Below are 22,312 nucleotides of genomic sequence, written 5' to 3'. Positions count from 1 at the left end.
GGTTAGCAGTGGCTGATTTACAACGATTGGTGAGGCTGCTGGGCTATGAGTTTCAGCAGCCTCAATTATTACAGCAGGCCCTGACCCACAGAAGTGCGGGCAGTCGCCATAATGAGCGTCTCGAGTATCTCGGAGATGCGGTGCTCTCCATGGTGGTGGCCGAAGACCTGTACCACAGGTTTCCCAAGGCCCCCGAGGGCGAGATGACCCGGATGCGGGCGACCCTGGTCAAGGGGGCCACCCTGGCGGAGATCGCCCTGGAGCTGAATCTGGGCGAATACATCAAGCTGGGGCCGGGAGAAATGAAATCCGGTGGCCATCGCCGCGAGTCGATTCTGGCGGATGCGGTGGAAGCGGTGCTGGGTGCCATCTTCCTCGACGGTGGCATCGAGGCCTGCAAGCCGGTGCTGCTGGCCCTGTGGAAGCCCAGGCTGGACGCCATCCAGCCTGGGGCAGGCCAGAAGGATCCCAAGACCCGTCTGCAGGAGCTGCTTCAGTCCCGTCGCAAGCCCCTGCCGGCCTACGAGGTGATCACCGTGGCCGGTGACGCCCATAATCAACAGTTTACTGTCCACTGCTCCGTGTGTGAGCTGGACGAGCCCGTGGTGGGCACAGGCAGCTCCCGCCGTAAGGCGGAGCAGGATGCCGCCGCCCGGGTCCTGGAGGCACTGGAATCATGACAGACACCACCTATTGCGGCTTCGTCGCCATCGTCGGCCGCCCCAATGTGGGCAAGTCCACCCTGCTGAACCGTTTGCTGGGACAGAAGGTGAGCATCACCTCGCGCAAGCCCCAGACCACCCGTCACCGCATCATGGGGATCCACACCGAAGGCGAGCGCCAGGTGATCTTCGTCGATACCCCTGGGCTGCATGTGGAGGAGAAGCGGGCGATCAACCGCCTGATGAACCGTGCCGCCGCCAGCTCCCTGGCGGACGTGGAACTGGTGCTGTTCGTGGTGGAGGGCACCAAGTGGACCGCCGATGACGAGATGGTCCTGAAGAAGCTGGGTCGCGGCGGTGAGCATCGCAAGACCGCCCTGGTGGTCAATAAGATCGATCAGGTGAAGGATAAGGAGGAGCTTCTTCCCCACCTTCAGCAGCTGCAGCAACGCTTCGAATTTGACGCGGTGTTCCCGGTTGCCGCCGGCAAGGGGGGCGACATCACGCCGATCATGGAGCTCTCCCTGGCCAGCGTGTCCGAGTCGATCCACTACTTCCCGGAAGACTACGTCACCGACCGCAGTCAGCGCTTCATGGCGTCGGAGATCCTGCGCGAGAAACTGATGCGTTTCATGGGCGATGAACTCCCCTATGCCGCCACCGTGGAGATCGAGCAGTTCAAGGTGGACGAGAAGGGCACCTACCACATCAACGCCCTGATCCTGGTGGAGCGCACTGGTCAGAAGCGGATGGTGATCGGCAACAAGGGCGAAAAGATTCGCACCATCGGCCGCGAAGCCCGCATCGAGATGGAGAAGATGTTCGACACCAAGGTCTACCTGGAGACCTGGGTGAAGGTGAAATCCGGCTGGGCAGACGATGAACGTGCGCTGCGCAGCCTGGGGTATGGAGACGACTAAGGTGGAGCCGGGTTGGCAGTCTGCCTATCTGCTGCACGCCCGACCCTATCGCGAGCGCAGCCAGCTGATCACCCTGCTCACCGAGCAGGAGGGCAGGGTGGCGGCGGTGGCACGAACCTCCGGTAAGCAGGGGGGCCTGATGAAGGCCGCCCTGCAGCCCTTCCAGCCCCTGAAGGTCTCCCTGACCGGCCAGGGCTCTCTCAAGACCCTCAAGGGGGCCGAAACCCTCTCTCTTCCGGTTCCCCTCTCCGGTGATAAGCTCTACTGTGGTTTGTACTTCAATGAATTGGCGGTACGATTGCTGTCTGAGCTGGCCCAGTGCACCGAACTGTTCCAGGCCTACCATCAGTGTTTGCTGACCCTGGCCGCCGAGGAGCAGCACGAGTCGGTGCTGCGCTACTTCGAGTGGGCACTGCTGACCCACCTGGGTGAAGCGCCGGCCCTGAGCCGGGATGCCACCGGCGAGCCGCTGGAGGCGAGCTGCTGTTACGCCCTGGTGGCGGAGCAGGGGTTTGTGCCGGTGGGCCATGACCGGGGCTATCAGGGGGCGATGCTGCTGGCCCTGGCACAGCAGCGGCTGGCACCGGAACATCTGGTCCAGGCCAAGCATCTGGCCCGGACCCTGCTCAGGCCGCACCTGGGCAACAAGCCTCTGCGAAGCAGGGAGCTGTTTATGAAACGAATCAACAACAAGGACTAGGCATGAGTATTCTTCTTGGGGTCAACATCGACCATATCGCCACCCTGCGTCAGGCCAGGGGCACCAGCTACCCGGATCCGGTTCATGCGGCGGCGGTGGCGGAGCACGCCGGTGCCGATGGCATCACCATCCACCTTCGTGAAGACCGACGCCACATCATCGACCGGGATGTCTATCTGCTGGCTCAGACCCTGAAGACGCGGATGAACCTGGAGATGGCGGTGACCGAGGAGATGCTGGCCATTGCCCTTGAGGTGAACCCCACCTATGTGTGCCTGGTGCCGGAAAAGCGTGAAGAGCTCACCACCGAGGGCGGCCTGGATGTGGCCGGTCAGTTGGACAAGATGCTGGATGCGGTGTCGCGCCTCAACGAGGCGGGCATCAAGGTGTCCCTGTTTATCGATGCGGACCGGGCCCAGATCGACGCGGCGGTGAAGGTGGGGGCGCCCTACATCGAGATTCACACCGGCGCCTACGCCGATGCCGAGACCGAAGCGGAAGCAGACGCCGAACTGGCCCGCATCCGTGATGGCGCTGCCTACGCCGCGTCCCAGGGGCTGGTGGTCAACGCCGGCCATGGTCTCAACTACCATAACGTCAAGCCCATTGCCGCCATCCCGGAGTTTTACGAGCTCAATATCGGTCACGCCATCATCGCCCGCGCCGCCATCGACGGCCTGGACCTGGCGGTTCGGGACATGAAGCGGCTGATGCTGGAAGGGCGTCAGGGGATCTGATGAGCATCAAGGGGCTGGGCACAGACATCGTCGAGATTGAGCGGGTAGAGGCGCAGTATCAGCGGCTGGGTGAGAAGTTTGCCCGCCGCATCCTCACCCCCGGTGAGCTGGAGGAGCTGGCCGGCTCCAAGGCGCCGGCCAGGTTGTTGGCCAAGCGCTTTGCGGTTAAGGAGGCGGCGGGCAAGGCCCTGGGAACCGGCATCGGCCGCGGGGTCTCCTTCCAGCACATCGAGCTGGGCCACAACGCCGAGGGGGCGCCGCAGCTGATCCTGACACAGGGGGCCCTGGCCAGGATGCAGGCCCTGGGCGCCGAGCAGGCCCACATCAGCCTGGCGGATGAACGCCGCTATGCGGTGGCCACGGTAATCCTTAGCTAGAGCCAGCTTGAGCTGCTGCAATCGCAAAAGGCCACCCCAGGGTGGCCTTTTTGATGTTGGAACCAGGGTCAGAACTTCACTTCGGTATTAAACCCCAGCACCGTCAGGTTCTGCTGCTGTTGCTGTTGAAACTGCAGGTCGACGGAGAGGGTGAAGCGACCCATCTGGACGCCGGTGCCGACCCGGGCCCCCAGGCCCTGGTCGATCTCCCGGGTCAGCCAGGGGGACTGCTGGCGGGTGAGGCTGAGAGAGGTCTGGGTGTACCAGTGGCTGTTTCCCCACTGAGTCTGCAGGGTGAGGGGGATCTGACTGAAGCTGGGATCCTGGGTAACCAGAGTCGGGGCCTTAACCCAATGCACCTCGGCACTGGCGACATCTGTCCACATGGTCAGCAGCAGGGTCGCTGCGGCCAAGAATCTGTGCATCACCTCTCCTCCCTGAAAAATGAAAGACCGGCTCGGCGGGCCGATCCGGTCTTTCAGTATAGAAGAGATTCTTGCCTTTGCTATTTTGCCTGTTCGACCCGTACCGTAGTGACCATGCTCTCATTGGCGTCCAGCACCTCAATCTGGTAGTCGCCTATGGTCAGCCGGGTATGCACCTTGGGGATCTCCTCCAGGGTCTCCAGCACCAGGCCGTTCAGGGTCTTGGGTCCGTCGGTGGGGAACTTCCAGTTCATCTCACGGTTCATGTCGCGGATGTTGATGCTGGCGTCCACCTCATAGCTGCCATCCTCGTTACGGTTGATCTCGTCGCTGACCGCCGGCTGCAAGCCTGTGGTGAAGTCGCCGACAATCTCCTCCAGGATGTCCTCCAGGGAGACCAGCCCCTGTATGTCACCGTATTCATCGACCACCAGCCCAAGGCGCTCCTTGGCACGCTGAAACTTCAGCAGCTGCACGTTCAGTGGCGTGCCCTCGGGCACATAGTAGATCTCCCGCACTTCGCGCAGCAGGGTGGCCTTGTCGCTGACCTCCTGGTCCCGGGTCATCAGCCTGAGCAGATCCGACAGGTGCAGGAAACCCACCACATCGTCGATGTTGCCCCGATAGAGCAGCACCTTGGAGTGGGGGCTGTGGGTCAACTGCTTCATCATGTTCTTGAAGTCGTCGTTGATGTCGATGGCGTAGAGCTCGTTTCTGGGCACCATCACATCCTCCACCGTTACCTTTTCCAGGTCCAGGATGGAGACCAGCATCTCCCGGTGTCGCCTCGGGATCATGGCGCTGGCCTCGTTGAGCACAGAGCGAAGCTCATCGGCGGAGAGATCATCCCCATCCCCGTGGAGGGGACGCACCCCGACGATGGAGAGCAGGGCATTGCTGATGCTGTTGACCAGCCACACCAGTGGATAGAACAGGGTCATCAGTGGCCGCAGCACCACACTGTTGGGGTAAGCCAGTTTCTCCGGATAGAGGGCGGCCAGGGTCTTGGGGGTGACCTCGGCAAAGATCAGCACAATAAAGGTGAGGGCGCCCGTGGCCACCGCCGGCCCCCAGGCACCAAACCAGCGCTGGCAGACGATGGTGGCCAGTGAGGCTGCTGCCAGGTTGACGATGTTGTTGCCGATGAGGATAAGGCCAATGAGCCGGTCGGGACGCTCCAGCAGACGCTCGGCCCGGCTGGCGCCCTTATGACCCTGTTGACTGAGGTGTCTAAGACGGTAGCGGTTGAGCGACATCATCGCGGTTTCCGTACCGGAGAAGAAAGCGGAGAGGCAGATTAGGACAGCCAGGGCGATGAGCAGGCTGTCGGTGGATATCTCGTCCAAGTCAGGGCAATCCTATTAGGCGGCTGAAATTGTAGAGTCGGGAAATGGCTGCCTCCTGTCAAGAGGCAGCCTCGTGTCTCAGCCGATGAACAGCTCTCGCACCAGCCGGTTGCCGAAGTAGGCCAGGGTCAGCAGGGTGACGCCGGACATGGAGTAGATGATGGCGCTGCGGATGCGAATCCCCTGAGTACGGTGGCGCAACAGCATGGTGCCGTACACCAGCCAGGCGGCAATGGCGAAGATCGCCTTATGGGCCTGACCACTGCCGAAGAAGCCTTCCAGGAACACAAAGCCGGTAAGCAGTGACAGGCTCAGCAGCACAAAGCCGATCATCACGAAGTGGTACAGCTGCTTCTCTACGGTCATCAGCGGCGGCAGCGGCGATTCCAGCATCAGTTTGCGATCCTTGAGACGGCGGTTGATGCTGGCCAGTTGGATGGCGTACAGGGCCGCAATCAGGAACACCGAGTAGGCCAACAGCGAGGTGCCCACATGGGTAAACAGGGCGGGGTCGTTAAACAGGTAGCCCTCGTTCTGGGGCAGCAGCACCATGCCAGCGGCGCCGAAGATGCCGCAGATGTAGACCGCGGGCACCACGACGATCACCTTGATGCGGGTGAGCATCAGGGTGATGGCGGTGGTGATCATCAGCATCACCATGGAGGCGGTGTTCACCAGACTGTAGTGCTGGGCACCATTCTCCAGAATCTGCGGAACCAGGGCAGCCCCATGGCTGAGTACCCCCACGGCACCGACCATGGCGGCCAGTTTGCGGTTGGGCCCCTGAGGGTGCAGCAATTTGCTGGCGACCAGGTAGAAGGCCAGGCCGTAGCCAATGATTGCGCTGATGGCAAAAAACTCCATAGTGCCTCTTTACCTCACAAAAATAGATATCGATCGGGGAACGCTCCCAATTTCCCAAGCTTATCATGCACTCCGGGCTTTGGGCAGCGGCTAGATTCCCAATTTGATTGGTGAATTTTGTCTGTTTGTGACAGGTGATCCCCTGGGTTGGTTCCCCACGGGGGCCGCGGCGGTTTGTGTTTGTCTCTGACGCACCGTTATAATGCCGAGCGATTGATCATTAACCGATGCTGCAGGCGATGTTCCAGAATTTATCCGAACGCTTGGGCCAGACGCTGAAGAACATCAGCGGCCGTGGCCGTCTTACTGAAGACAATATTAAAGAGACCCTGCGCGAAGTGCGCATGGCGCTGCTGGAAGCCGACGTGGCTCTGCCGGTGGTCCGTGACTTCGTGTCCAAGGTGCGTGAACGTGCCGTCGGCACCGAAGTTTCCAAGAGCCTGACCCCGGGCCAGGCTTTCATCAAGATCGTTCAGAGCGAGCTTGAGGCGGCCATGGGCCAGTCCAACGAAGCCCTGAATCTGGCCAGTCAGCCGCCGGCCGTCGTGATGATGGCGGGTCTGCAGGGTGCCGGTAAGACCACCAGTGTGGGTAAGCTGGCCAAACAGCTCAAGGAGCGTCAGAAGAAATCTGTCCTGGTGGTCAGTGCCGACGTCTACCGTCCTGCGGCCATTAAGCAGCTGGAAACCCTGGCCGATGACATCGGCGTGGAGTTCTTCCCCTCCGACGTCAGCCAGAAGCCGGTGGACATCGCCAATGCGGCGGTGGACCATGCACGCAAGAAGTTCATCGATGTGGTGATCGTCGATACCGCCGGTCGTCTTCACGTCGATTCTGACATGATGGACGAGATCAAGGCGCTGCACGCTGCCATCGATCCGGTGGAAACCCTGTTCACCGTGGACGCCATGACCGGTCAGGATGCCGCCAACACGGCCAAGGCGTTTAACGAAGCCCTGCCGCTGACCGGTGTGATCCTCACCAAGGTGGACGGTGACGCCCGCGGTGGTGCCGCCCTCTCCATCCGCCACATTACCGGTAAGCCGATCAAGTTCCTGGGTGTGGGCGAGAAGACCGATGCGCTGGAGCCTTTCCACCCGGACCGGGTGGCTTCCCGCATCCTGGGCATGGGCGACGTGCTCTCCCTCATTGAGGAGGTGGAGCGTAAGGTCGACCGTGGTCAGGCTGAGAAGCTGGCTAAGAAACTGAAGAAAGGTGAAGGTTTCGACCTGCTGGACTTCCGTGACCAGCTGCGCCAGATGCACAATATGGGTGGCATGATGGGCATGCTGGAGAAACTGCCCGGCGTCGGACAGCTGCCTGCTGAGGCCCTGGCCCAGGTGCAGGATGACAAGATGACCCGCCAGATGGAGGCGATCATCAACTCCATGACCCCGGGTGAACGTGCCCGTCCCGACATCATCAAGGGCTCCCGCAAGCGTCGCATCGCCGCCGGTTCCGGAACCCAGCTGCAGGATGTGAACCGTCTTCTCAAGCAGTTCACCCAGATGCAGAAGATGATGAAGAAGATGAAGGGGGGAGGCATGAAGAAGATGATGCGCGGTATGGGCGGCATGCTGCCCCCGGGCATGAAGATGCCCCGCCGCTGATCCCAGCGTCCAAACTCCCGGCTGCTACACTCGGTTGTGGTGGCCACAGAACCGCCGAAATGGTTGCAATGCGCTTGCATTCAGGTAAAATCGGCGGGCTTTCTACCTTGGGGCCCCTACGGGCCCCAATTCTATTGCTGTAAAACCATTAGAGGAATTACCTTATGGTAACCATTCGTTTAGCCCGTGGTGGCGCTAAAAAGCGTCCCTTTTATCAAGTGGTTGTAGCGGACTCTCGCTCCAAGCGCGATGGCCGCTTCATCGAGAAGATCGGCTTCTTCAACCCTATCGCTGCCGGTAAGGAAGAGCGTGTACGCCTGGACCTGGATCGTATCGATCACTGGGTATCCCAGGGCGCTTCCCTGTCCGATCGCGTAGCCACTCTGGTGAAGGACGCCCGTAAAGCTGCGGCTTAATGGGTGTTAGGTTAGGGGTAAGTTGATGAAACAGCAGGAACTGATGATGGTGGGCCGCCTAGGTGCGCCACATGGGATTCGGGGCTGGATGAAGGTCAACCCCTTTACCGACGATCGAGAGGGTATCTTCGAGTACCGTCCTTGGTTAGTCACCCGGGGTGGGGTGCAGCAGGAGATGAAGGTGCTGGATTGGCGTCGTCAAAACAACGGCCTGATTGTGCGCCTGGAAGGGGTTGAGGACCGTGATGCGGCCGCTGCCTACACCAACTGCGACATCTCTATCACCGCTGACCAGCTGGCTGAGTTGCCGGAAGACGAGTTCTACTGGCGTGATCTCATCGGCTGTAAGGTGGTCAACACCCAGGGGTACGACATGGGTACTGTTTCCGGAGTTCTGGAAACCGGCGCCAATGACGTACTGGAGATCAAGGCGAACCCGAAAGACGCCTTTGGCAAAAGAGAACGTATGGTTCCTTTTGTCCCGGAGCAGTTCATCCTTGAGGTGAGCAAATCCGATAAACTAATTACCGTTGACTGGGACCCAAGTTTTTAATGACACAAGCGAACGCAATGTGGTTGGGGGTTGTAACCCTGTTTCCCGAGATGTTTCGTGCTGTGACTGAGTTTGGGGTAACCGGTCGCGCCGTGAAAAACGGCTTGATTGGATTGCAGACGTGGAATCCCCGAGATTTCACTCATGATCGACATCGCACCGTGGATGACCGTCCTTATGGTGGTGGTCCGGGAATGTTGATGATGGTGCAGCCCTTGCGCGATGCCATCCGTGCGGCCAAGGCCGAAGCGGGTGACGAGGCTAAGGTGATCTACCTGTCGCCTCAGGGCCGTCCACTGACCCAGCAGGGTGTGGAGGAGCTGGCTCAGAACAAGCGCATGGTGCTGGTGTGTGGTCGTTACGAAGGTATCGACGAGCGCATCATCCAGTCGGAAGTTGATGAGGAGTGGTCCGTTGGTGACTATGTCCTCAGTGGTGGTGAGCTGCCGGCCATGAACTTGATCGACGCCGTATCCAGGCTGGTGCCTGGGGTGTTGGGAAAGCAGGCCTCGGCAGAGCAGGACTCCTTCTCGGATGGCCTGCTGGATTGTCCTCACTACACCCGTCCGGAGGTTCTGGATGGTCAACAGGTTCCACAAGTCCTGTTAAGCGGCAATCATGAATCGATTCGGCGCTGGCGGTTGCAGCAGTCCCTTGGACGCACATGGCAACGACGGCCCGAGTTACTTGACAACCTAGCTCTGACTGACGAGCAAGCCAAGTTGCTTGCCGAGTTCGTCGCCCATCAGGGTCAGGATGAACGTTAGAGTTTTCAGTTTAATCTAGGAAGAGAGACATTATGAGCAACATCATTAAGCAGCTTGAACAAGAGCAAATGAAGCAGGACGTACCCGCGTTCGGCCCTGGTGATACCGTTACTGTACAGGTTCGTGTAACCGAAGGTAACAAGACCCGTCTTCAGGCGTTCCAAGGTGTGGTTATCGCTAAGCGTAACCGTGGCCTGCACTCTGCGTTCACTGTACGTAAAATCTCTAATGGTGAAGGCGTAGAGCGTGCGTTCCAGACTCACTCTCCGCTGGTAGAAAGCATCAAAGTAGAGCGTCGTGGTCGCGTTCGTCGTGCCAAACTGTACTACCTGCGTAGTCGTACTGGTAAGGCTGCCCGTATCCGCGAGCGCCTCAACTAAGAATTTCTTAGTTGAAACTGGTAAAAGCCCGCCCTTTCGGCGGGCTTTTATCGTTTTATAAGGCTTTGCCTGCGAATTCTCATCCAGTTCAGCATTTACTTGCATCTCCTATCCATAAAAGGCATGGTGAACTCAGGCCGGAAGCACCGGTTGGGTTAACTTACCCATCGAATCGCTTTACCGATGGGTCATACTTGGAGATGCAGAAATGCAAAAGGACAGTATTAACAACATCCACATTCAATCTGAACAGGTCCTGATTACCCCGGAGCAGCTGAAAAATGAGCTGCCCCTCTCCGAGCATGCCTATCGATATATTAACGGCGCCCGTGCCCAGGTCGCCGACATCGTCCACAAACGTGATAACCGACTGCTGGTGGTGACCGGCCCCTGTTCCATCCACGATGTGGACGCGGCCAAAGAGTACGCCCTGAAGCTGAAAAAGCTGCAGGAAGAGTTGGGCGATCAAATGTTTATCCTGATGCGGGTCTACTTCGAAAAACCCCGCACCACCGTGGGCTGGAAGGGACTGATCAACGATCCGGACATGGACAACTCCTTCGATGTGGCCAAGGGGCTGCGCGCCGCCCGCGAGTTGCTTATCTGGCTGGCAGAGCTGGGATTGCCGGTGGCCACCGAGGCCCTGGACCCCATCAGCCCCCAATACCTGGCAGAGCTGTTCTCCTGGTCCGCCATCGGCGCCCGCACCACAGAATCCCAGACCCACAGGGAGATGGCCTCCGGCCTGTCCATGCCGGTGGGCTTTAAAAACGGCACCGACGGCAAGCTGGATGTGGCGATGAACGCCCTCAAGTCCGCCGCCAGCGGTCACCGCTTCATGGGGATCAACCAGGCGGGGCAGGTGGCCCTGCTGCAGACCCAGGGCAATCCGGACGGCCATGTGATCCTCCGTGGCGGTAAGCAGCCCAACTACGATTCGGTGAACGTGGAGATGTGCACCCGTCAATTGCATGATGCGGGCCTGAACTCCCGGCTGATCGTCGACTGCAGCCACGGCAACTCCTCCAAAGACCACCGTCGTCAGCCCCTGGTGGCCCAGAACGTGTTCAATCAGATCATCGAGGGCAACACCTCCATCATCGGCATCATGCTGGAGAGCCACCTCAATGAGGGCAACCAGTCCTCGGATCTGGCCCGGGAGGAGATGACCTATGGGGTCTCCATCACCGATGCCTGCATCGACTGGGAGACCACGGCCGACCTGCTGCGCAAGGGCGCAGAGGACCTGGCCCCTGTGCTGCCAATCCGATTCGGAGGTGCCTGATGGCTGAACGAAGCAGTATCGAACTGGAGCGTTTGCGTGATCGCATCGATGAGGTGGACAAGGATCTGCTGACCCTGCTGCGCCGCCGCCTGGATCTGGTGTCCGAGGTGGGGGTGATCAAGCATGAGCAGGGGGTACCCATCTACGCCCCGAAGCGGGAGGCGGCGATGCTGATGAAGCGCCGTGATGAGGCCGCTTTGATGGGGGTGCCCCCCCAATTGATTGAGGATCTGCTGCGCCGCATCATGCGTGAGTCCTACGCCAGCGAGAACGACGTCGGCTTCAAGTGCATCAATCCGGACGTGGGGCCTGTGGTGATCGTCGGTGGGGCCGGCAAACTGGGCACCCTGTTCAGCCAGCTGTTCCGTCTCTCCGGCTACGAGGTGCGCATCCTCGACAAGGAGGACTGGCCCAACGCCGATGCCATCCTCGAGGGCGCCGGTGTGGTGGTGGTCTCGGTGCCCATCCACAACACCACCCAGGTGATTGAGCAACTGCCCAGCCTGCCTAAGGAGTGTGTACTGCTGGATCTGACCAGTATCAAGCAGGCGCCGCTGGCGGCGATGCTGGCCAGCCACAAGGGACCGGTCGTGGGGCTGCACCCGATGTTTGGTCCGGATCTCGCCAGTCTGGCCAAGCAGGTGGTGGTGGTGTGTCACGGTCGCGAAGAGGCCAAGTACGCCTGGCTGCTGGAGCAGATCCGCATCTGGGGGGCCCGTCTGCATGAGGCGTCCGCCGCCGAGCACGACCAGGCGATGCAACTGGTGCAGGCGATGCGCCACTTCACCGCCTTTGTCTACGGCGCTCATCTGCGCCGGGAGCGGGCGGACCTGGACCAGCTGTTGCAGTTCAGCTCCCCCATCTACCGGCTGGAGCTGGCGATGGTGGGTCGTCTGTTTGCCCAGGATGCCAAGCTCTATGGCGACATCATCTTCTCCCAGCCCGACACCCTGGCCAGGGCGCGCCATTATCTGGAGCGTTACCAGGAGGCGCTGACCTTCCTCGAGCAGGGGGACAAGGAGGCGTTTGAGGCGCAGTTCGACGACATCGCCCAGTGGTTTGGGGACTTCGCCCAGCAGTTCCAGAGCGAAAGCGGCAATATGTTGCTCAGCGCCAACGACAATCGCAGCGAAAGCTGAGGATGAGCCGTTAGGAAAAAGAGGTGCCATCTGGCACCTCTTTTTTATGGGGACGCGGGCCACAGTGGCGCACCGGCAAAGGGGAAGAACGCCGCCCGCGCCGAGTGTCGGCTACGCCAATTCGGTGGGCAGAATGCGCTCGCTCTGGTAGCAGCCCAGCACCTTGACGAAACGGGTGATGGGCACCAGCTCCGACAGGGCGTTCTGCATGGCATTGCTGCTCAGGTTGGCTTCCACATCCAGATAGAACATCTCCTCCCAGGGGTTGCCCGGAATGGGGCGGCTGGTGAGCTTGCTCATGATGAGGCCGTTGTTTTTCAGCACCAGCAGGGCGTCGACCAGGGCACCGGCCTTCTGGCCGGTGGCCATGATCAATGTGGTCTTGGCGGGCACCTGTACCGGCACCTCCTTGGCCTTTCGTGCCACCAGAATGAAGCGGCTCTCGTTGTCTGCCTGGTTGGCCAGTTTTTCCCGGCGAACCTCCAGGCCATAGAGTGCGCCGCCGGCCTGGCTGGCGATGGCGGCCTTGGTGGGATCCTGGCCGTCGGCCACCAGGGCCATGGCGTGGGCGGAGCTGGCACAGTACTCCAGTTTCACCCCGGGGTAGCCGCGCAGGTGATTGCTGCACTGGGACAGCACCTGGGGGTGGGCATAGATGGTGTCGATGGCATCCAGCTCGGCACCGGGCAGAGTGAGTAGGCAGTGGCCTATGGTCTCGGTGGTCTCTCCGACGATCTGCAGGTGGGTCTGCTGCAGCAGGTCGTAGACCTCGTTGATGAAGCCGGAGGAGGTGTTCTGAATCGGCAATATGCCGTAATCGGCGTTGCCCTGCTCCACCGCCTGAATCACCTCATGGAAGTCCGGACAGCCCATCTCCACCATCGACATCTCCCGGCGGGTGAAGTAGCCCTGGGCGGCGATGTGACTGTAGGAGCCCCGTGCTCCCAGGTAGGCCACGGTGACCAGATCCTGGCTGGTGTTCTGCCGGCCCTGGAGCCAGGCCTGCTGACGCAGCACCGAATCCTCAATGATGGTCTGGAACAGGCGGACCACGTACTGGGCGTCCAACCCCTGATCCTTGCCCAGGGCCACCAGTTTCTCCAGCAGCTGATGTTCCCGCTCCTGATCCCGAACCGGCTTAAGGTCGATCTCCTTGCTTCTGGCCACATTCAGGGTCAGCTGACGACGCCTCGCCAGCAAGGCCAGCAGATCGCTGTCGACCTGATTGATGTCGGTTCTTATCTTGTTTAAGTCCATCTTATCCTCGTTGCTGCTCTGAGGGCCTGGCCCGCCGAATACAAAAAAGCCTCCCGGTGTGGGAGGCTTGCTGGGTCATCTATTTTCGTTTTGGCACCCGCATCTCGCCTCCCTATCTGGGTGGTGCAAAAAAGAAAATAAAAAACCTGTGAATCTGAATTTTTATCATTGGGCTACACTAGCGGCTCGCCGATGCTTTTGTCAACAACGCAAAGCGCCGGCGTTTGCCGGCGCACTCCTCATCAGACAGTTCTCGGGAGTCTTAGGCCGCGTTCTCCTCCTCTTCCACCTCGACGGCGGCGGGTTTGACATGACGCTTGGCCTGATCTTTGTGAGCGTGGCGGTTCAGCTGACGCTCCAGTTTCTGTCCCATCTGGTTGATGGCGTTGTACAGGTTCTCATGAGAAGCTTTAGCAAACAGTTTGCCGCTGGGGACGCCCATGGACGCTTCTATCTGAAAGTCGTTGCCCTCCTGGGTGATGATCACATGGGGGCTGATGAGGTCGACGTCGTGTCGATTCAGTTTCTCAAAACGGCTTTCGATGCGTTCACGGATGGGGTCGGTTACGGCGAGGTGTTTGCTGGTGATTTCAATTCTCATAGAGTTCCCCTTCTGTATGACCCAAAATCAGGTTCAACTTCAGACTAACTCCACTTTTGTGTGTGGGTAAAGTGATCTCGATCACCTTTTTGTCGAATGTCGGAAAGATACGCAATCGGTTCAACTTAGGTTAAAAAAACACAGATTTTCGCTTGTGGGATAATCAAAAGCGGCGCATTATGGGTGGGATTTAGGGCAAGGGAGTGCTGCGGTTCGTCTAGGAAATAACCGCCTTAAAAACGCCTGGCCCAGACCGGATTCCAAGGAGTTTAAGGTGAAGGTGAAGATCTGGGACGGCATGGTCCGCCTGTTTCACTGGGGGACGGCCTTGTTGCTGCCTCTGTGTTGGTATACCGCAGATCAGGGAATGATGGAGTGGCACATGACCTGTGCCTATCTGCTGATGACCCTGCTGCTGATGAGAGTGCTCTGGGGCTTTGTCGGCACCACCACCGCGCGATTCGATCACTTCCTGCGTCATCCCGGCGCCGTTATTCACTATCTGGCCCATTGGCGTCATCACAAGCGTCCCTACTTTGGCCACAATCCCGCCGGCGGCTACATGGTGCTGGTGATGCTGATGTTGTTGATGGGACAGGTGATCACCGGCCTGTTTGCCACCGACGATATCCTCTCCGAGGGGCCTCTCTCCCCCTATGTCAGCAGCGCGCTGGCGTCCACCCTGACCAGTCTGCACCACCTTTTTTTTGACCTGATACTGGCCAGTGTGGCGTTGCATCTGGCGGCCATCCTGTTCTATCGGCTCAATGGGGTGAACCTGGTGGAAGCGATGCTTACCGGCTACGGGTTCACCGCCGAAGGACGACGCAGCAGTGCCAGTTCGCCCATACGCTGGCTGTTGCCACTGACCCTGACCTCGTGCGGGGTGCTGCTTGGCCTGATTCTTCCCCTGTGGTAGTCCGGGCCCGTGATGAAAAAGGGCTGCATCTGCAGCCCTTTTCTGTGTCCGGGAATCAGTCCTGTTTGAACTGATCGTGGCAGCCTTTGCAGGTCTTGCCCGTGGCGCCAAAGGCCTTCTTGATGGCACCGGCGTCGCCACTGGCGGAGGCCGTCGCCAGTGTTGAGGAGGCCAGCTGAAACTCCTTGGCGATGTCGTTGAACTTGGCGTTGTCGCTCCAGACCGACGCCAGAGCTTCGGTATCGCCCTTGTTGGAGCCGGCGACCTTGAACGCATCGAAGGGAATGTTGGCCAGCATCGCCAGATGCTCTGCCCGACGCTGGAACGCGGCGTCATCCATCGCCTTCTTGCCCTTAATCATGGCGTGCATGTCGCCGAAATTTTCCTTGATCAGCTGGAAGGCATGTTGCCTGTACTTGATGGCATCCTCCGCGGTATTGAAGGCACCCTCGGCTGCGACTGAGCCGCTCATGGCCAGCAGTGCGGCCAACAGCATTGAACTTCTTGTCATTGTTGCATTTTCCCTGTTGTTGTTTTGCTCATGTGAATAGTAACGCGCAAATGTGCCCGTGACCAAGCTCACAAATGTATCTGAAAGTGGCTCAGGGTCTCACGGGGGAAAAAAGCGCTCGCCTTTGTCCTGCTGTAGCGGTGTAATGCTACGGCATTACATGTGGAGACAAAAAACGATATGGAATCTGAGTATTGGGATGGGGCGCTCGATCTCATCGCCGGACTGAGTGGTAAGGAGTCACTGGATCCTCTGTTTTCTCTTCTGCTGACCCCGGATGAGCGGGAAGCCATAGGCGCCCGTTTGGCGGTGTTTCGTGCCCTGTTGCAGGGGGAGATGACCCAGAGACAGATCGCCTCAACGCTGAATGTCAGCATTGCCACCATCACTCGTTGTTCAAACACATTAAAACATCTGCCCGAACCCCAGCGTGTCCTGATGCAGGAGTTGTTGCTGGGGCCCAGTTAACGAGTTACAACGGAGACATCGATGTCAGAAGTAGTATTAGAGACATCAGCAAAACAGGCTTCACCCGGTATTCTGGGTGGGGCGATGATCATTGCCGGCACCGCCATAGGGGCCGGTATGCTGTCCCTGCCGGTGATGAGTGCCGGCATGTGGTTTGGGTGGTCGGTGATCATCCTTGCCCTCTGCTGCTACTGCTGTTACAGCTCCGCCATGTATCTGGCCGAGGCCAACCTCAATTATCATGCCGGTGCCAGCTACGCCACCATGGCTAAGGATACCCTGGGGCTGCCTGGGGTCATCGCTTCTCTGTGTACCGTGGGATTCGTCAGTTACATTCTCTGTTACGCCTACATCTCCGGGGGATCCTCGGTGCTGGCGTCCAGTCTGGAGGCGGGCTTTGGTCTGAGCCTGGCCAACTGGCAGGCGGGACTGGTGTTTGGCATTGTGCTCGGTGGCATAGTGCTGCTGGGAAGCCGGGCTGTGGACCGGGTGAGCACCATCATGATCGGTGCCATGGTGATCACCTTCATCACCTCCATCGGCATGCTGTCCGCCGAGGTCACCTCCACCAACCTGTTCCCCGAGGTGGGGATGGGCGAGACACTGCCCTACATCTGGTTGGGGATTCCGGTTCTGGCACTGAGCTTCGGCTACCACAGCACCGTGCCCAGTATCGTCAAGCACTATGACATGGATATCCGCAAGTCACGTCAGGCGATACTCGGCGGCAGCCTGCTGGCCCTGGCCATCTACGCCCTGTGGCAGTTTGCCATCCTGGGGACGGTCTCCCGTACCGATTTCGCTCAGGTGGTGGCGTCAGGCGGCAACGTCAGTGCCCTCATCGGTGCGGTCGGCGATGCGGTGGACGGTCAGTTTATCGACACCCTGCTTAGCTTCTTCGCCAAGTTTGCCCTGGCCAGCTCCTTCCTGGGGGTTGCCCTGGGACTGCTGGACTTCATGAAGGACCAACTGGGGCTGGGGGACAGCCCGCGCGACACCGCCCTGGCCGGTGCGGTGACCTTCCTGCCGACATTAACCCTGGCGGTGGCCATTCCAGATGGCTTCATCGTGGCCATAGGTTATGCCTCTCTGCTGGCGAGCATCTTCGTCCTGGTGCTTCCCTGTTCCATCGCCCTGGTATTGCGTCGTCGCGGTGCCAGCGAAGGGTTCAGGGTGTCCGGTGGCAACCTGCGTCTGTTCCTGGTGCTCGGCTTCGGCCTGTTGGTGATTCTGTGTGAAAGCCTGGCCCTGCTGGGTATGCTGCCAAGCTACCCCTGATCCTGCCCTTCTCCCAGCCGTCGGCACCACCCTGTGGTGCCGAACCTTGTTACCTTCTGCTTTTTGAGCTATCTCAGGTTTGTTAATCCGAGCTGAGCGTACAGTGATAATGAGATAGAGTGACAAGTGAGGAGATTGCGATGGATTGGGAACCTGGCAACATCAATTATCAGGGACAGGACAGCGGCGTTCACCGCTGGCAGGTGGATTCTGAAGTGACTCTGTACTGGCATCCGGACTGGCTCCACCTGGCGGAGGACATCACCGGACTGCACAAGAGGATACCGCTGGATCTCTCCTCTGGAGAGGTGCCCACTGAAGCTCACGCCCTGAAGGCCGTGGAGAAGGCGGTGAAGGCTCGCAAAGGGGAGGCGTAATCCCTGATCCTAGCCAGGGGGCGCCTGCCCCCTGGCCTGGTCGCCTGGCCCCGGGTGGGTACAGGCCCATTTGAGCACCACAGGTCCTACTATGGTGGTCAGGGTGATCACCAGAACCAGCAGGGCAAAGCTCTCATCCCCAAGCAGATTTACCCGCCGGCCCATCTCGGCGAACACCAGTCCCACCTCGCCCCTGGGTACCATGGCGCTGCCCACCATCAGTTTCTGCCGCCAGCTTCCGGAAAGCCACAATCCACACTGCAACTTGGTCAGTACCGCCAGCGTGGTCAGCACCAGCGCAATGATCAGGGTGGTGGGTGTCAGAGCCTGCTGGTTCAGGTTTATGCTCAGCCCCACATAGCTGAAGAACAGCGGTGCCAGAACGTCATTGAGCGGTCCTGAGGCCTGTTCCAGTTTCCGGGTAAAGGGGAAGGGGTTCACCAGCCATTTGGACCAGGGCGAAGTAAAGTGACGGGAGATCCCCAGGCCCGCCGCAAAGCCTCCCAGCAGGGGCGGCGTGCCGCACAGGTAGGCCAGCCAGCCAAACAGGCAGATCAGCAGCAGTACGGTGCTGGCGTGGAAACCCGGCAACATATCCTGCTTGGTCAGAGGCTTGATCAGATAGACCAGCACTCGGGTGGCGACCGGCGCCAGCATCAGAAACAGCACTATGGTGACCAGCTGCAGCGCCAGCCCTATGGGCTCCATGTCGCCATTGGACAGACTGAACATCAGCCCCAGCAACAACACCCCCAAGACGTCATCGATGATGGCTGCCCCTAAGATGGTGTGCCCCATTATCCCCTTGTCCTGCTGATTGAGTCTGAGCACCCGCATGGCGATGCCGATGCTGGTGGCCGTCAATGCCACGCCAAAGAACAGGGCTTCGAGCGGAGGGGCTGGCAGCAGCCAATGGACAAAAGGGGGAATCAGCAGGGCGGGCACCAGCACCCCGCTCAGGGCGACGGTGATCACCCGGTGGCCACTGTACAGCAGACGCTTGATGGAGGTTTCGCAGCCAATGACAAACATCAGGGTGACCACCCCCAGCTCGGCCAGGTTGTGCAACTGGGGATGAGGGGTGACCCAACCCAGCAGAGAGGGACCGAGGATCAGACCCGAACTCAACTCCCCGACCACCGCGGGCAGCCCGAGACGCCAGCACAACTGGGCCAAGATCTTGGCCAGCAACAACATCAACAGCAGGCTGAGCAGGAAGGTGTCCAGGTGCATGTGGGCTCCTTTTAGAGTCAAAGCTCGGTGAGCACGCCCAGGTTAGGCTATGTTTAAATCATAGAATTTCTTCGGAACTCTGGTGCTTGATTGCGACAGGGGAGGGACTATGAGCAAGATCTTGATCGTGGCTCCCAGGGACGACGACCAATTTGACGCCTTGGCCAAGGGAGTGGAATTAGCACAAACACTGCAGATGGACGCGGAGGTGGTGGGGTACTGCCACGAATCGATGCCCACCACCGATGGGATGACCCAGGAGCTGGTGGAGTCCATTAAGAATCGCTTGATGAGCGATCTGGACGATAAGCTGCACACCCGGCTGTCTCAGCTGGGAGGAGGAGTGCCTGTAACGGTTCGCTGGGCAAAATACCTGGCCGAGGACGTGGCGGACCTGGCCGACCAGGGGGCCTCGATGATCGTCAAGTCCTACCGTAAGAGTGACCATCTGCTGCCCACAGACTGGCACCTGATCCGCCAGACCCGGGTGCCGCTGATGCTGTTCACCGACAACCACAGGGCCAGGGCCCAGGATGTGCTGGTGGCTCTGGATCTCGGTAGCAAGAGTGACGCCAAGCAGATGTTGAATCAGCAGCTGCTCCATCATGCCAAGCAGCTGGTGAAGGCCACCGGCGGTGAGCTGCACCTGGCCTACGTGGTGCATCTGTCCCGGGTGATTCGGGACCTGGAGGTGGTCGATACCAGGCAACTGGTGAAGGATGTCTATCGAAACAATGCGCTGCTGCTTGAGTCTTTAGGGCTGCCCAAGGATCAGGTGCATGTGATGGTTGGGGATGAGACCCAGTGCCTGCCTCAGCTGGCCAATAAGCTGCAGGTGGGGTATTTCGTCATCGGCGCCCGTCAGCGCAAGGGGATCCTGGGCTATGTGATGGGCAATACCGCTGAGGAGATCCTCAGTAAGATGCACAGCCACCTGCTGGTGGTGCCCCAGTTCGATCAATAGTCTGGCGCTGGGGGGAACTCTCAACGACGCTCTTCAGGCAATAAAAAACGGCAGCCTGAGCTGCCGTTTTATCGAGAGGCTAAGCCTTAGTGGCAGCCGCAGCCGCCCTTGCCTTCGCCGTGGTCACCGCACTCGCCGGTGCCGCCACAGCATTCATGGTCATCACCCTTGTCGCTGCAACCACCGCCGCAGCCGCCGGCGGCGTGGATGTGACCGTGAGCGATCTCCTCTTCGGTCGCGGTACGTACTTCAACCACTTCCACTTCGAACTGCAGGGTTACGCCAGCCAGAGGGTGGTTGCCGTCGACCACTACGGTGTCGTCACGCACTTCAGCGACAACCACAGGAGCCGGACCCTGATCGGTTTCCGCCATAAAGCGCATGCCGGGGGTGATGTCTTCGATGTCACCGAAGGCAGCCAGAGGCACCTCCTGTTTCAGCCCCTCCTGGTATGGACCATAGGCTTCTTCAGGGGCCACAGAGGCGTCCAGTTTGTCGCCGGCAGCCTTGTCAGCCAGTTGTGCTTCCAGGCCTGGGATCAGGTTGTTGGCCCCATGCAGGTACTGCATAGGCTGACCGCCGAAGGAGTCTTCGATCAGTTCGCCTTCGCCGTCACGCAGACGGTAGTGCATGGTAACGACGGTATTGGCAGCAATTTTCATCCGGAACTCCAAAAACAGATGAGTGTAAAAGGCCAAATCATACGGCTTTCACCCTTGCTGCACCATGACTGAGGCAACATTTTTACCTCCAAAGGGGGATCAGAGGCGACACTCCTGGCGGTAGGGGCGGATATCCGGGTAGATCCCGTCGCGGATCTGGCTTTGCAACCCCTGCCAGTAGCTGGCCTGGAGCAGATCCCTGTGCTGGGCCATAAAGCTCTTGCGGATCTCCGCACGCCCCAGCAGGAAGCGGCCAAACTCCTCCGGGAAGATGTCCTTGGGGCCCACCGAGTACCAGGGTTCGGCCGCCATCTCATCTTCCGGATAGCGTGGGGGCGGAATCACCCGGAAATTGCAGTCGGTCATATAGTCGATTTCGTCGTAGTCGTAAAACACCACCCGACCATGGCGGGTGACCCCGAAGTTCTTAAACAGCATGTCCCCGGGGAAGATGTTGGCGGCGGCCAGTTGTTTTATGGCGTTGCCATACTCGCCGATGGCCCGGTGCAGGTGGAGGTCGTCGGCACCATCGAGGTAGATGTTCAACGGCGTCATCCGCCGCTCGATATAGAGGTGACGGATGATGATTCGGTCGCCATCCAGCTCCACCTCAGAGGGGGCACAGGTCAGCAGCTCGTCCAGCAGGGCCGGGCTGAACCTGTGTCGGGGAAAGGCGAAGTTGCGAAACTCCTGGGTGTCGGCCATCCGGCCCACCCTGTCGTGCTCCTTCACCAGGTTGTACTTCTCCATCACCTCCGCCTTGCTGCTCTCCTTTGGCGGGGCGAAGCTGTCCTTGATCAGTTTGAATACGACATCGTAAGAGGGCAGGGTGAACACGCTCATGACCATTCCCTTGATCCCCGGTGCGATGACAAACTGGTCGCTGCTGGTATTGAGGTGGCTGAGGAAGGAGCGGTAAAACTCGGTCTTGCCGTGTTTCTGCAGGCCGATGGCGGTGTAGAGTTCCGCCCAGGATTTGTTGGGCATCAGGTGACGCAGGTAGCGCAGCAACAGGGCAGGGCGGTCGGTTTCCACCATAAAGTAGGCCCGGGTAAAACTGAATATCACCGAGCAGTCATCCTGGCGGGTGATCACCGCATCCAGGGCCAGCCCCGCTTCTCCATGGCGGATGGGCAGGATCAGCGGGGATTCTCCCCGGTGACCGATAAGCCGTCCCACCAGATAGGCGCCTTTGTTGCGATAGAACACCGGTTTGAGAAATTCCACATCATGGGCTTTCAGCCGGGCCATGACGGGTTCCAACCGTTGATGCAGCCTGGCCAGATCCTGGTCAATATTTTCGAAGGCGTTCAGCAGCCTGGCGTAGCCCAGGGCACGGCGAAACGCTTCCTTAGGACGCTCCCCCAGGCTGAAGCGCCAGCAGAGTTTGTGGGGGGCAAAGGGGGCGCGGCGGGCACTGGCGGTGTGGATATACAGGTGCTGATTGTCCAGGCCCCGGTGGCGAAACAGCCGGGCGAATACCGAGTTGAAGAAGGTCTCTGCCAGCTCTGCCTGGGGGTGGCCCTGCAGCAGGTCGCTGTATTCGCTCTTGGCGGCGCGCCACAGTTCAGTGGAGATGGTGGGGCTGTCCAGCCTGGCCATCAGGGCGGCCACGGTCTCCGATACCCGCTGGCTGTAGAAGCGGATTCGTTGCTTCTGGGCGCGCTGAACTCCGGCCCAGTCCGCACTGAGAAATCGCTCCGGCGCGCCGGCATTGACCCGGGAAAAGAGCCGGTAGTGTTGATCAAACCCGGTGAGAATACGGTAGGCGAGCCGTTTTGGGGTGCCCTTGTCCATCTGTGGTACTCCTTACCTGACTGCGGGACCTGGGGCGTGCGATCTTCGCCCCTGCACCCTCTAA

25 protein-coding genes, 1 pseudogene and 1 other annotated feature are annotated in these 22,312 nt (G+C 59.7%); of the genes and pseudogenes, 17 read left to right on the top strand and 9 right to left on the bottom strand.

All coding sequences use genetic code 11. The annotated features are described in order from the left end of the window. The first annotated feature begins 8 nt into the window (after positions 1-8). From rnc to acpS, 5 genes are read left to right on the top strand one after another with little or no spacing between them, the layout of a single operon-like run. Positions 9-680 carry a ribonuclease III gene (gene rnc, locus G505_RS0105580; protein WP_028108678.1) on the top strand — a complete coding sequence of 224 codons (672 nt, stop codon included), beginning with the start codon at positions 9-11 and terminating at the stop codon, positions 678-680. Then, entirely contained in the window at positions 677-1,582 is a 906-nt protein-coding gene (gene era, locus G505_RS0105575; protein WP_084643866.1) for a GTPase Era, read from the top strand. Before rnc ends, era begins: the two co-directional genes overlap by 4 nt. Further along, entirely contained in the window at positions 1,569-2,282 is a 714-nt protein-coding gene (recO, locus tag G505_RS0105570) for a DNA repair protein RecO (protein ID WP_051215918.1), read from the top strand. The genes era and recO overlap by 14 nt, the downstream gene beginning before the upstream one ends. A gap of 2 nt (positions 2,283-2,284) precedes the next feature. Then, positions 2,285-3,019 carry a pyridoxine 5'-phosphate synthase gene (gene pdxJ / locus G505_RS0105565; RefSeq protein ID WP_028108675.1) on the top strand — a complete coding sequence of 245 codons (735 nt, stop codon included), beginning with the start codon at positions 2,285-2,287 and terminating at the stop codon, positions 3,017-3,019. Further along, positions 3,019-3,396, top strand: a complete 378-nt coding sequence (acpS, locus tag G505_RS0105560; RefSeq protein ID WP_028108674.1) for a holo-ACP synthase — start codon at positions 3,019-3,021, stop codon at positions 3,394-3,396. Before pdxJ ends, acpS begins: the two co-directional genes overlap by 1 nt. Before the next feature lie 68 nt (positions 3,397-3,464). Here the strand turns inward: acpS and G505_RS0105555 are convergent, their stop codons facing one another. From G505_RS0105555 to G505_RS0105545, 3 genes are all read right to left on the bottom strand, one after another. After that, positions 3,465-3,821, bottom strand: a complete 357-nt coding sequence (locus G505_RS0105555) for a hypothetical protein (protein ID WP_028108673.1) — start codon at positions 3,819-3,821, stop codon at positions 3,465-3,467. Between the two features lie 80 nt (positions 3,822-3,901). Next, positions 3,902-5,167, bottom strand: a complete 1,266-nt coding sequence (locus G505_RS0105550) for an HlyC/CorC family transporter (protein WP_028108672.1) — start codon at positions 5,165-5,167, stop codon at positions 3,902-3,904. Positions 5,168-5,245: 78 nt separating this feature from the next. Next, a complete protein-coding gene (locus tag G505_RS0105545; RefSeq protein ID WP_028108671.1) occupies positions 5,246-6,031 on the bottom strand; it encodes a cytochrome C assembly family protein in 786 nt (261 codons plus the stop codon). Positions 6,032-6,270: 239 nt separating this feature from the next. Between G505_RS0105545 and ffh the strand changes: the two genes are divergently transcribed. The 7 genes from ffh (at position 6,271) to tyrA (ending at position 12,181) form a co-directional block, all read left to right on the top strand. After that, positions 6,271-7,641: a signal recognition particle protein gene (gene ffh / locus G505_RS0105540; protein WP_028108670.1), complete on the top strand. Its 1,371-nt coding sequence runs from the start codon at positions 6,271-6,273 to the stop codon at positions 7,639-7,641. 164 nt (positions 7,642-7,805) lie between these two features. After that, positions 7,806-8,057 carry a 30S ribosomal protein S16 gene (rpsP, locus tag G505_RS0105535; RefSeq protein WP_028108669.1) on the top strand — a complete coding sequence of 84 codons (252 nt, stop codon included), beginning with the start codon at positions 7,806-7,808 and terminating at the stop codon, positions 8,055-8,057. A gap of 22 nt (positions 8,058-8,079) precedes the next feature. Continuing rightward, entirely contained in the window at positions 8,080-8,610 is a 531-nt protein-coding gene (rimM, locus tag G505_RS0105530) for a ribosome maturation factor RimM (RefSeq protein ID WP_169628189.1), read from the top strand. Between the two features lie 17 nt (positions 8,611-8,627). After that, complete coding sequence (gene trmD, locus G505_RS0105525) at positions 8,628-9,377, top strand: tRNA (guanosine(37)-N1)-methyltransferase TrmD (RefSeq protein WP_028108667.1); 750 nt, start codon at positions 8,628-8,630, stop codon at positions 9,375-9,377. Between the two features lie 32 nt (positions 9,378-9,409). Continuing rightward, a complete protein-coding gene (gene rplS / locus G505_RS22685) occupies positions 9,410-9,757 on the top strand; it encodes a 50S ribosomal protein L19 (RefSeq protein WP_084643864.1) in 348 nt (115 codons plus the stop codon). A gap of 208 nt (positions 9,758-9,965) precedes the next feature. After that, positions 9,966-11,042: a 3-deoxy-7-phosphoheptulonate synthase gene (locus G505_RS0105515; protein WP_028108665.1), complete on the top strand. Its 1,077-nt coding sequence runs from the start codon at positions 9,966-9,968 to the stop codon at positions 11,040-11,042. Next, positions 11,042-12,181 (top strand): bifunctional chorismate mutase/prephenate dehydrogenase, encoded by a 1,140-nt coding sequence (gene tyrA, locus G505_RS0105510; RefSeq protein WP_028108664.1) that lies wholly within the window; start codon positions 11,042-11,044, stop codon positions 12,179-12,181. Before G505_RS0105515 ends, tyrA begins: the two co-directional genes overlap by 1 nt. A gap of 114 nt (positions 12,182-12,295) precedes the next feature. On the opposite strand, the pseudogene G505_RS20675 reads toward tyrA, so the two are convergent. Together G505_RS20675 and hpf are read right to left on the bottom strand one after the other, a co-directional pair. Further along, a pseudogene (locus tag G505_RS20675) lies at positions 12,296-13,438 on the bottom strand (chorismate mutase); the annotation flags it as partial. Positions 13,439-13,477: 39 nt separating this feature from the next. Beyond that, positions 13,478-13,600 (bottom strand) — a sequence feature (Phe leader region). A gap of 100 nt (positions 13,601-13,700) precedes the next feature. After that, entirely contained in the window at positions 13,701-14,039 is a 339-nt protein-coding gene (gene hpf, locus G505_RS0105500; RefSeq protein WP_028108663.1) for a ribosome hibernation-promoting factor, HPF/YfiA family, read from the bottom strand. A 274-nt stretch (positions 14,040-14,313) separates the two neighbouring features. Here hpf and G505_RS0105495 point away from each other — a divergent pair, with 274 nt between their 5' ends. Continuing rightward, entirely contained in the window at positions 14,314-14,958 is a 645-nt protein-coding gene (locus tag G505_RS0105495) for a cytochrome b/b6 domain-containing protein (protein WP_051215917.1), read from the top strand. Positions 14,959-15,013: 55 nt separating this feature from the next. Here the strand turns inward: G505_RS0105495 and G505_RS0105490 are convergent, their stop codons facing one another. After that, positions 15,014-15,469 carry a c-type cytochrome gene (locus G505_RS0105490; RefSeq protein ID WP_028108661.1) on the bottom strand — a complete coding sequence of 152 codons (456 nt, stop codon included), beginning with the start codon at positions 15,467-15,469 and terminating at the stop codon, positions 15,014-15,016. A 180-nt stretch (positions 15,470-15,649) separates the two neighbouring features. On the opposite strand from G505_RS0105490, the gene trpR reads away from it, so the two are divergent. The 3 genes from trpR (at position 15,650) to G505_RS20670 (ending at position 17,592) form a co-directional block, all read left to right on the top strand. Next, entirely contained in the window at positions 15,650-15,937 is a 288-nt protein-coding gene (gene trpR / locus G505_RS0105485; protein ID WP_028108660.1) for a trp operon repressor, read from the top strand. Between the two features lie 21 nt (positions 15,938-15,958). Further along, the gene (locus G505_RS0105480; protein ID WP_028108659.1) at positions 15,959-17,215 is read left to right on the top strand and encodes an amino acid permease; all 1,257 of its coding nucleotides are present in this window, start codon (positions 15,959-15,961) and stop codon (positions 17,213-17,215) included. Between the two features lie 140 nt (positions 17,216-17,355). Continuing rightward, entirely contained in the window at positions 17,356-17,592 is a 237-nt protein-coding gene (locus G505_RS20670) for a hypothetical protein (RefSeq protein ID WP_084643862.1), read from the top strand. Between the two features lie 9 nt (positions 17,593-17,601). Here the strand turns inward: G505_RS20670 and G505_RS20665 are convergent, their stop codons facing one another. Next, positions 17,602-18,825 carry a cation:proton antiporter gene (locus G505_RS20665; protein WP_051215915.1) on the bottom strand — a complete coding sequence of 408 codons (1,224 nt, stop codon included), beginning with the start codon at positions 18,823-18,825 and terminating at the stop codon, positions 17,602-17,604. 109 nt (positions 18,826-18,934) lie between these two features. Here G505_RS20665 and G505_RS0105465 point away from each other — a divergent pair, with 109 nt between their 5' ends. Next, positions 18,935-19,789, top strand: coding sequence for a universal stress protein (locus G505_RS0105465; RefSeq protein WP_028108658.1), 855 nt, complete (start codon positions 18,935-18,937; stop codon positions 19,787-19,789). Positions 19,790-19,875: 86 nt separating this feature from the next. Here G505_RS0105465 and slyD read toward each other — a convergent pair whose 3' ends face one another. Next, the gene (gene slyD, locus G505_RS0105460; protein WP_028108657.1) at positions 19,876-20,451 is read right to left on the bottom strand and encodes a peptidylprolyl isomerase; all 576 of its coding nucleotides are present in this window, start codon (positions 20,449-20,451) and stop codon (positions 19,876-19,878) included. Between the two features lie 99 nt (positions 20,452-20,550). After that, positions 20,551-22,248: a bifunctional isocitrate dehydrogenase kinase/phosphatase gene (gene aceK / locus G505_RS0105455; RefSeq protein WP_028108656.1), complete on the bottom strand. Its 1,698-nt coding sequence runs from the start codon at positions 22,246-22,248 to the stop codon at positions 20,551-20,553. Positions 22,249-22,312 lie beyond the last annotated feature (64 nt).

The sequence above is a fragment of the Ferrimonas futtsuensis DSM 18154 genome (genome assembly GCF_000422645.1).
Taxonomy (GTDB): Bacteria; Pseudomonadota; Gammaproteobacteria; order Enterobacterales; family Shewanellaceae; genus Ferrimonas; species Ferrimonas futtsuensis.
The sequence above is the reverse complement of the archived record's forward strand: the minus strand, read 5'-3'. Positions and strand labels throughout refer to the sequence as shown.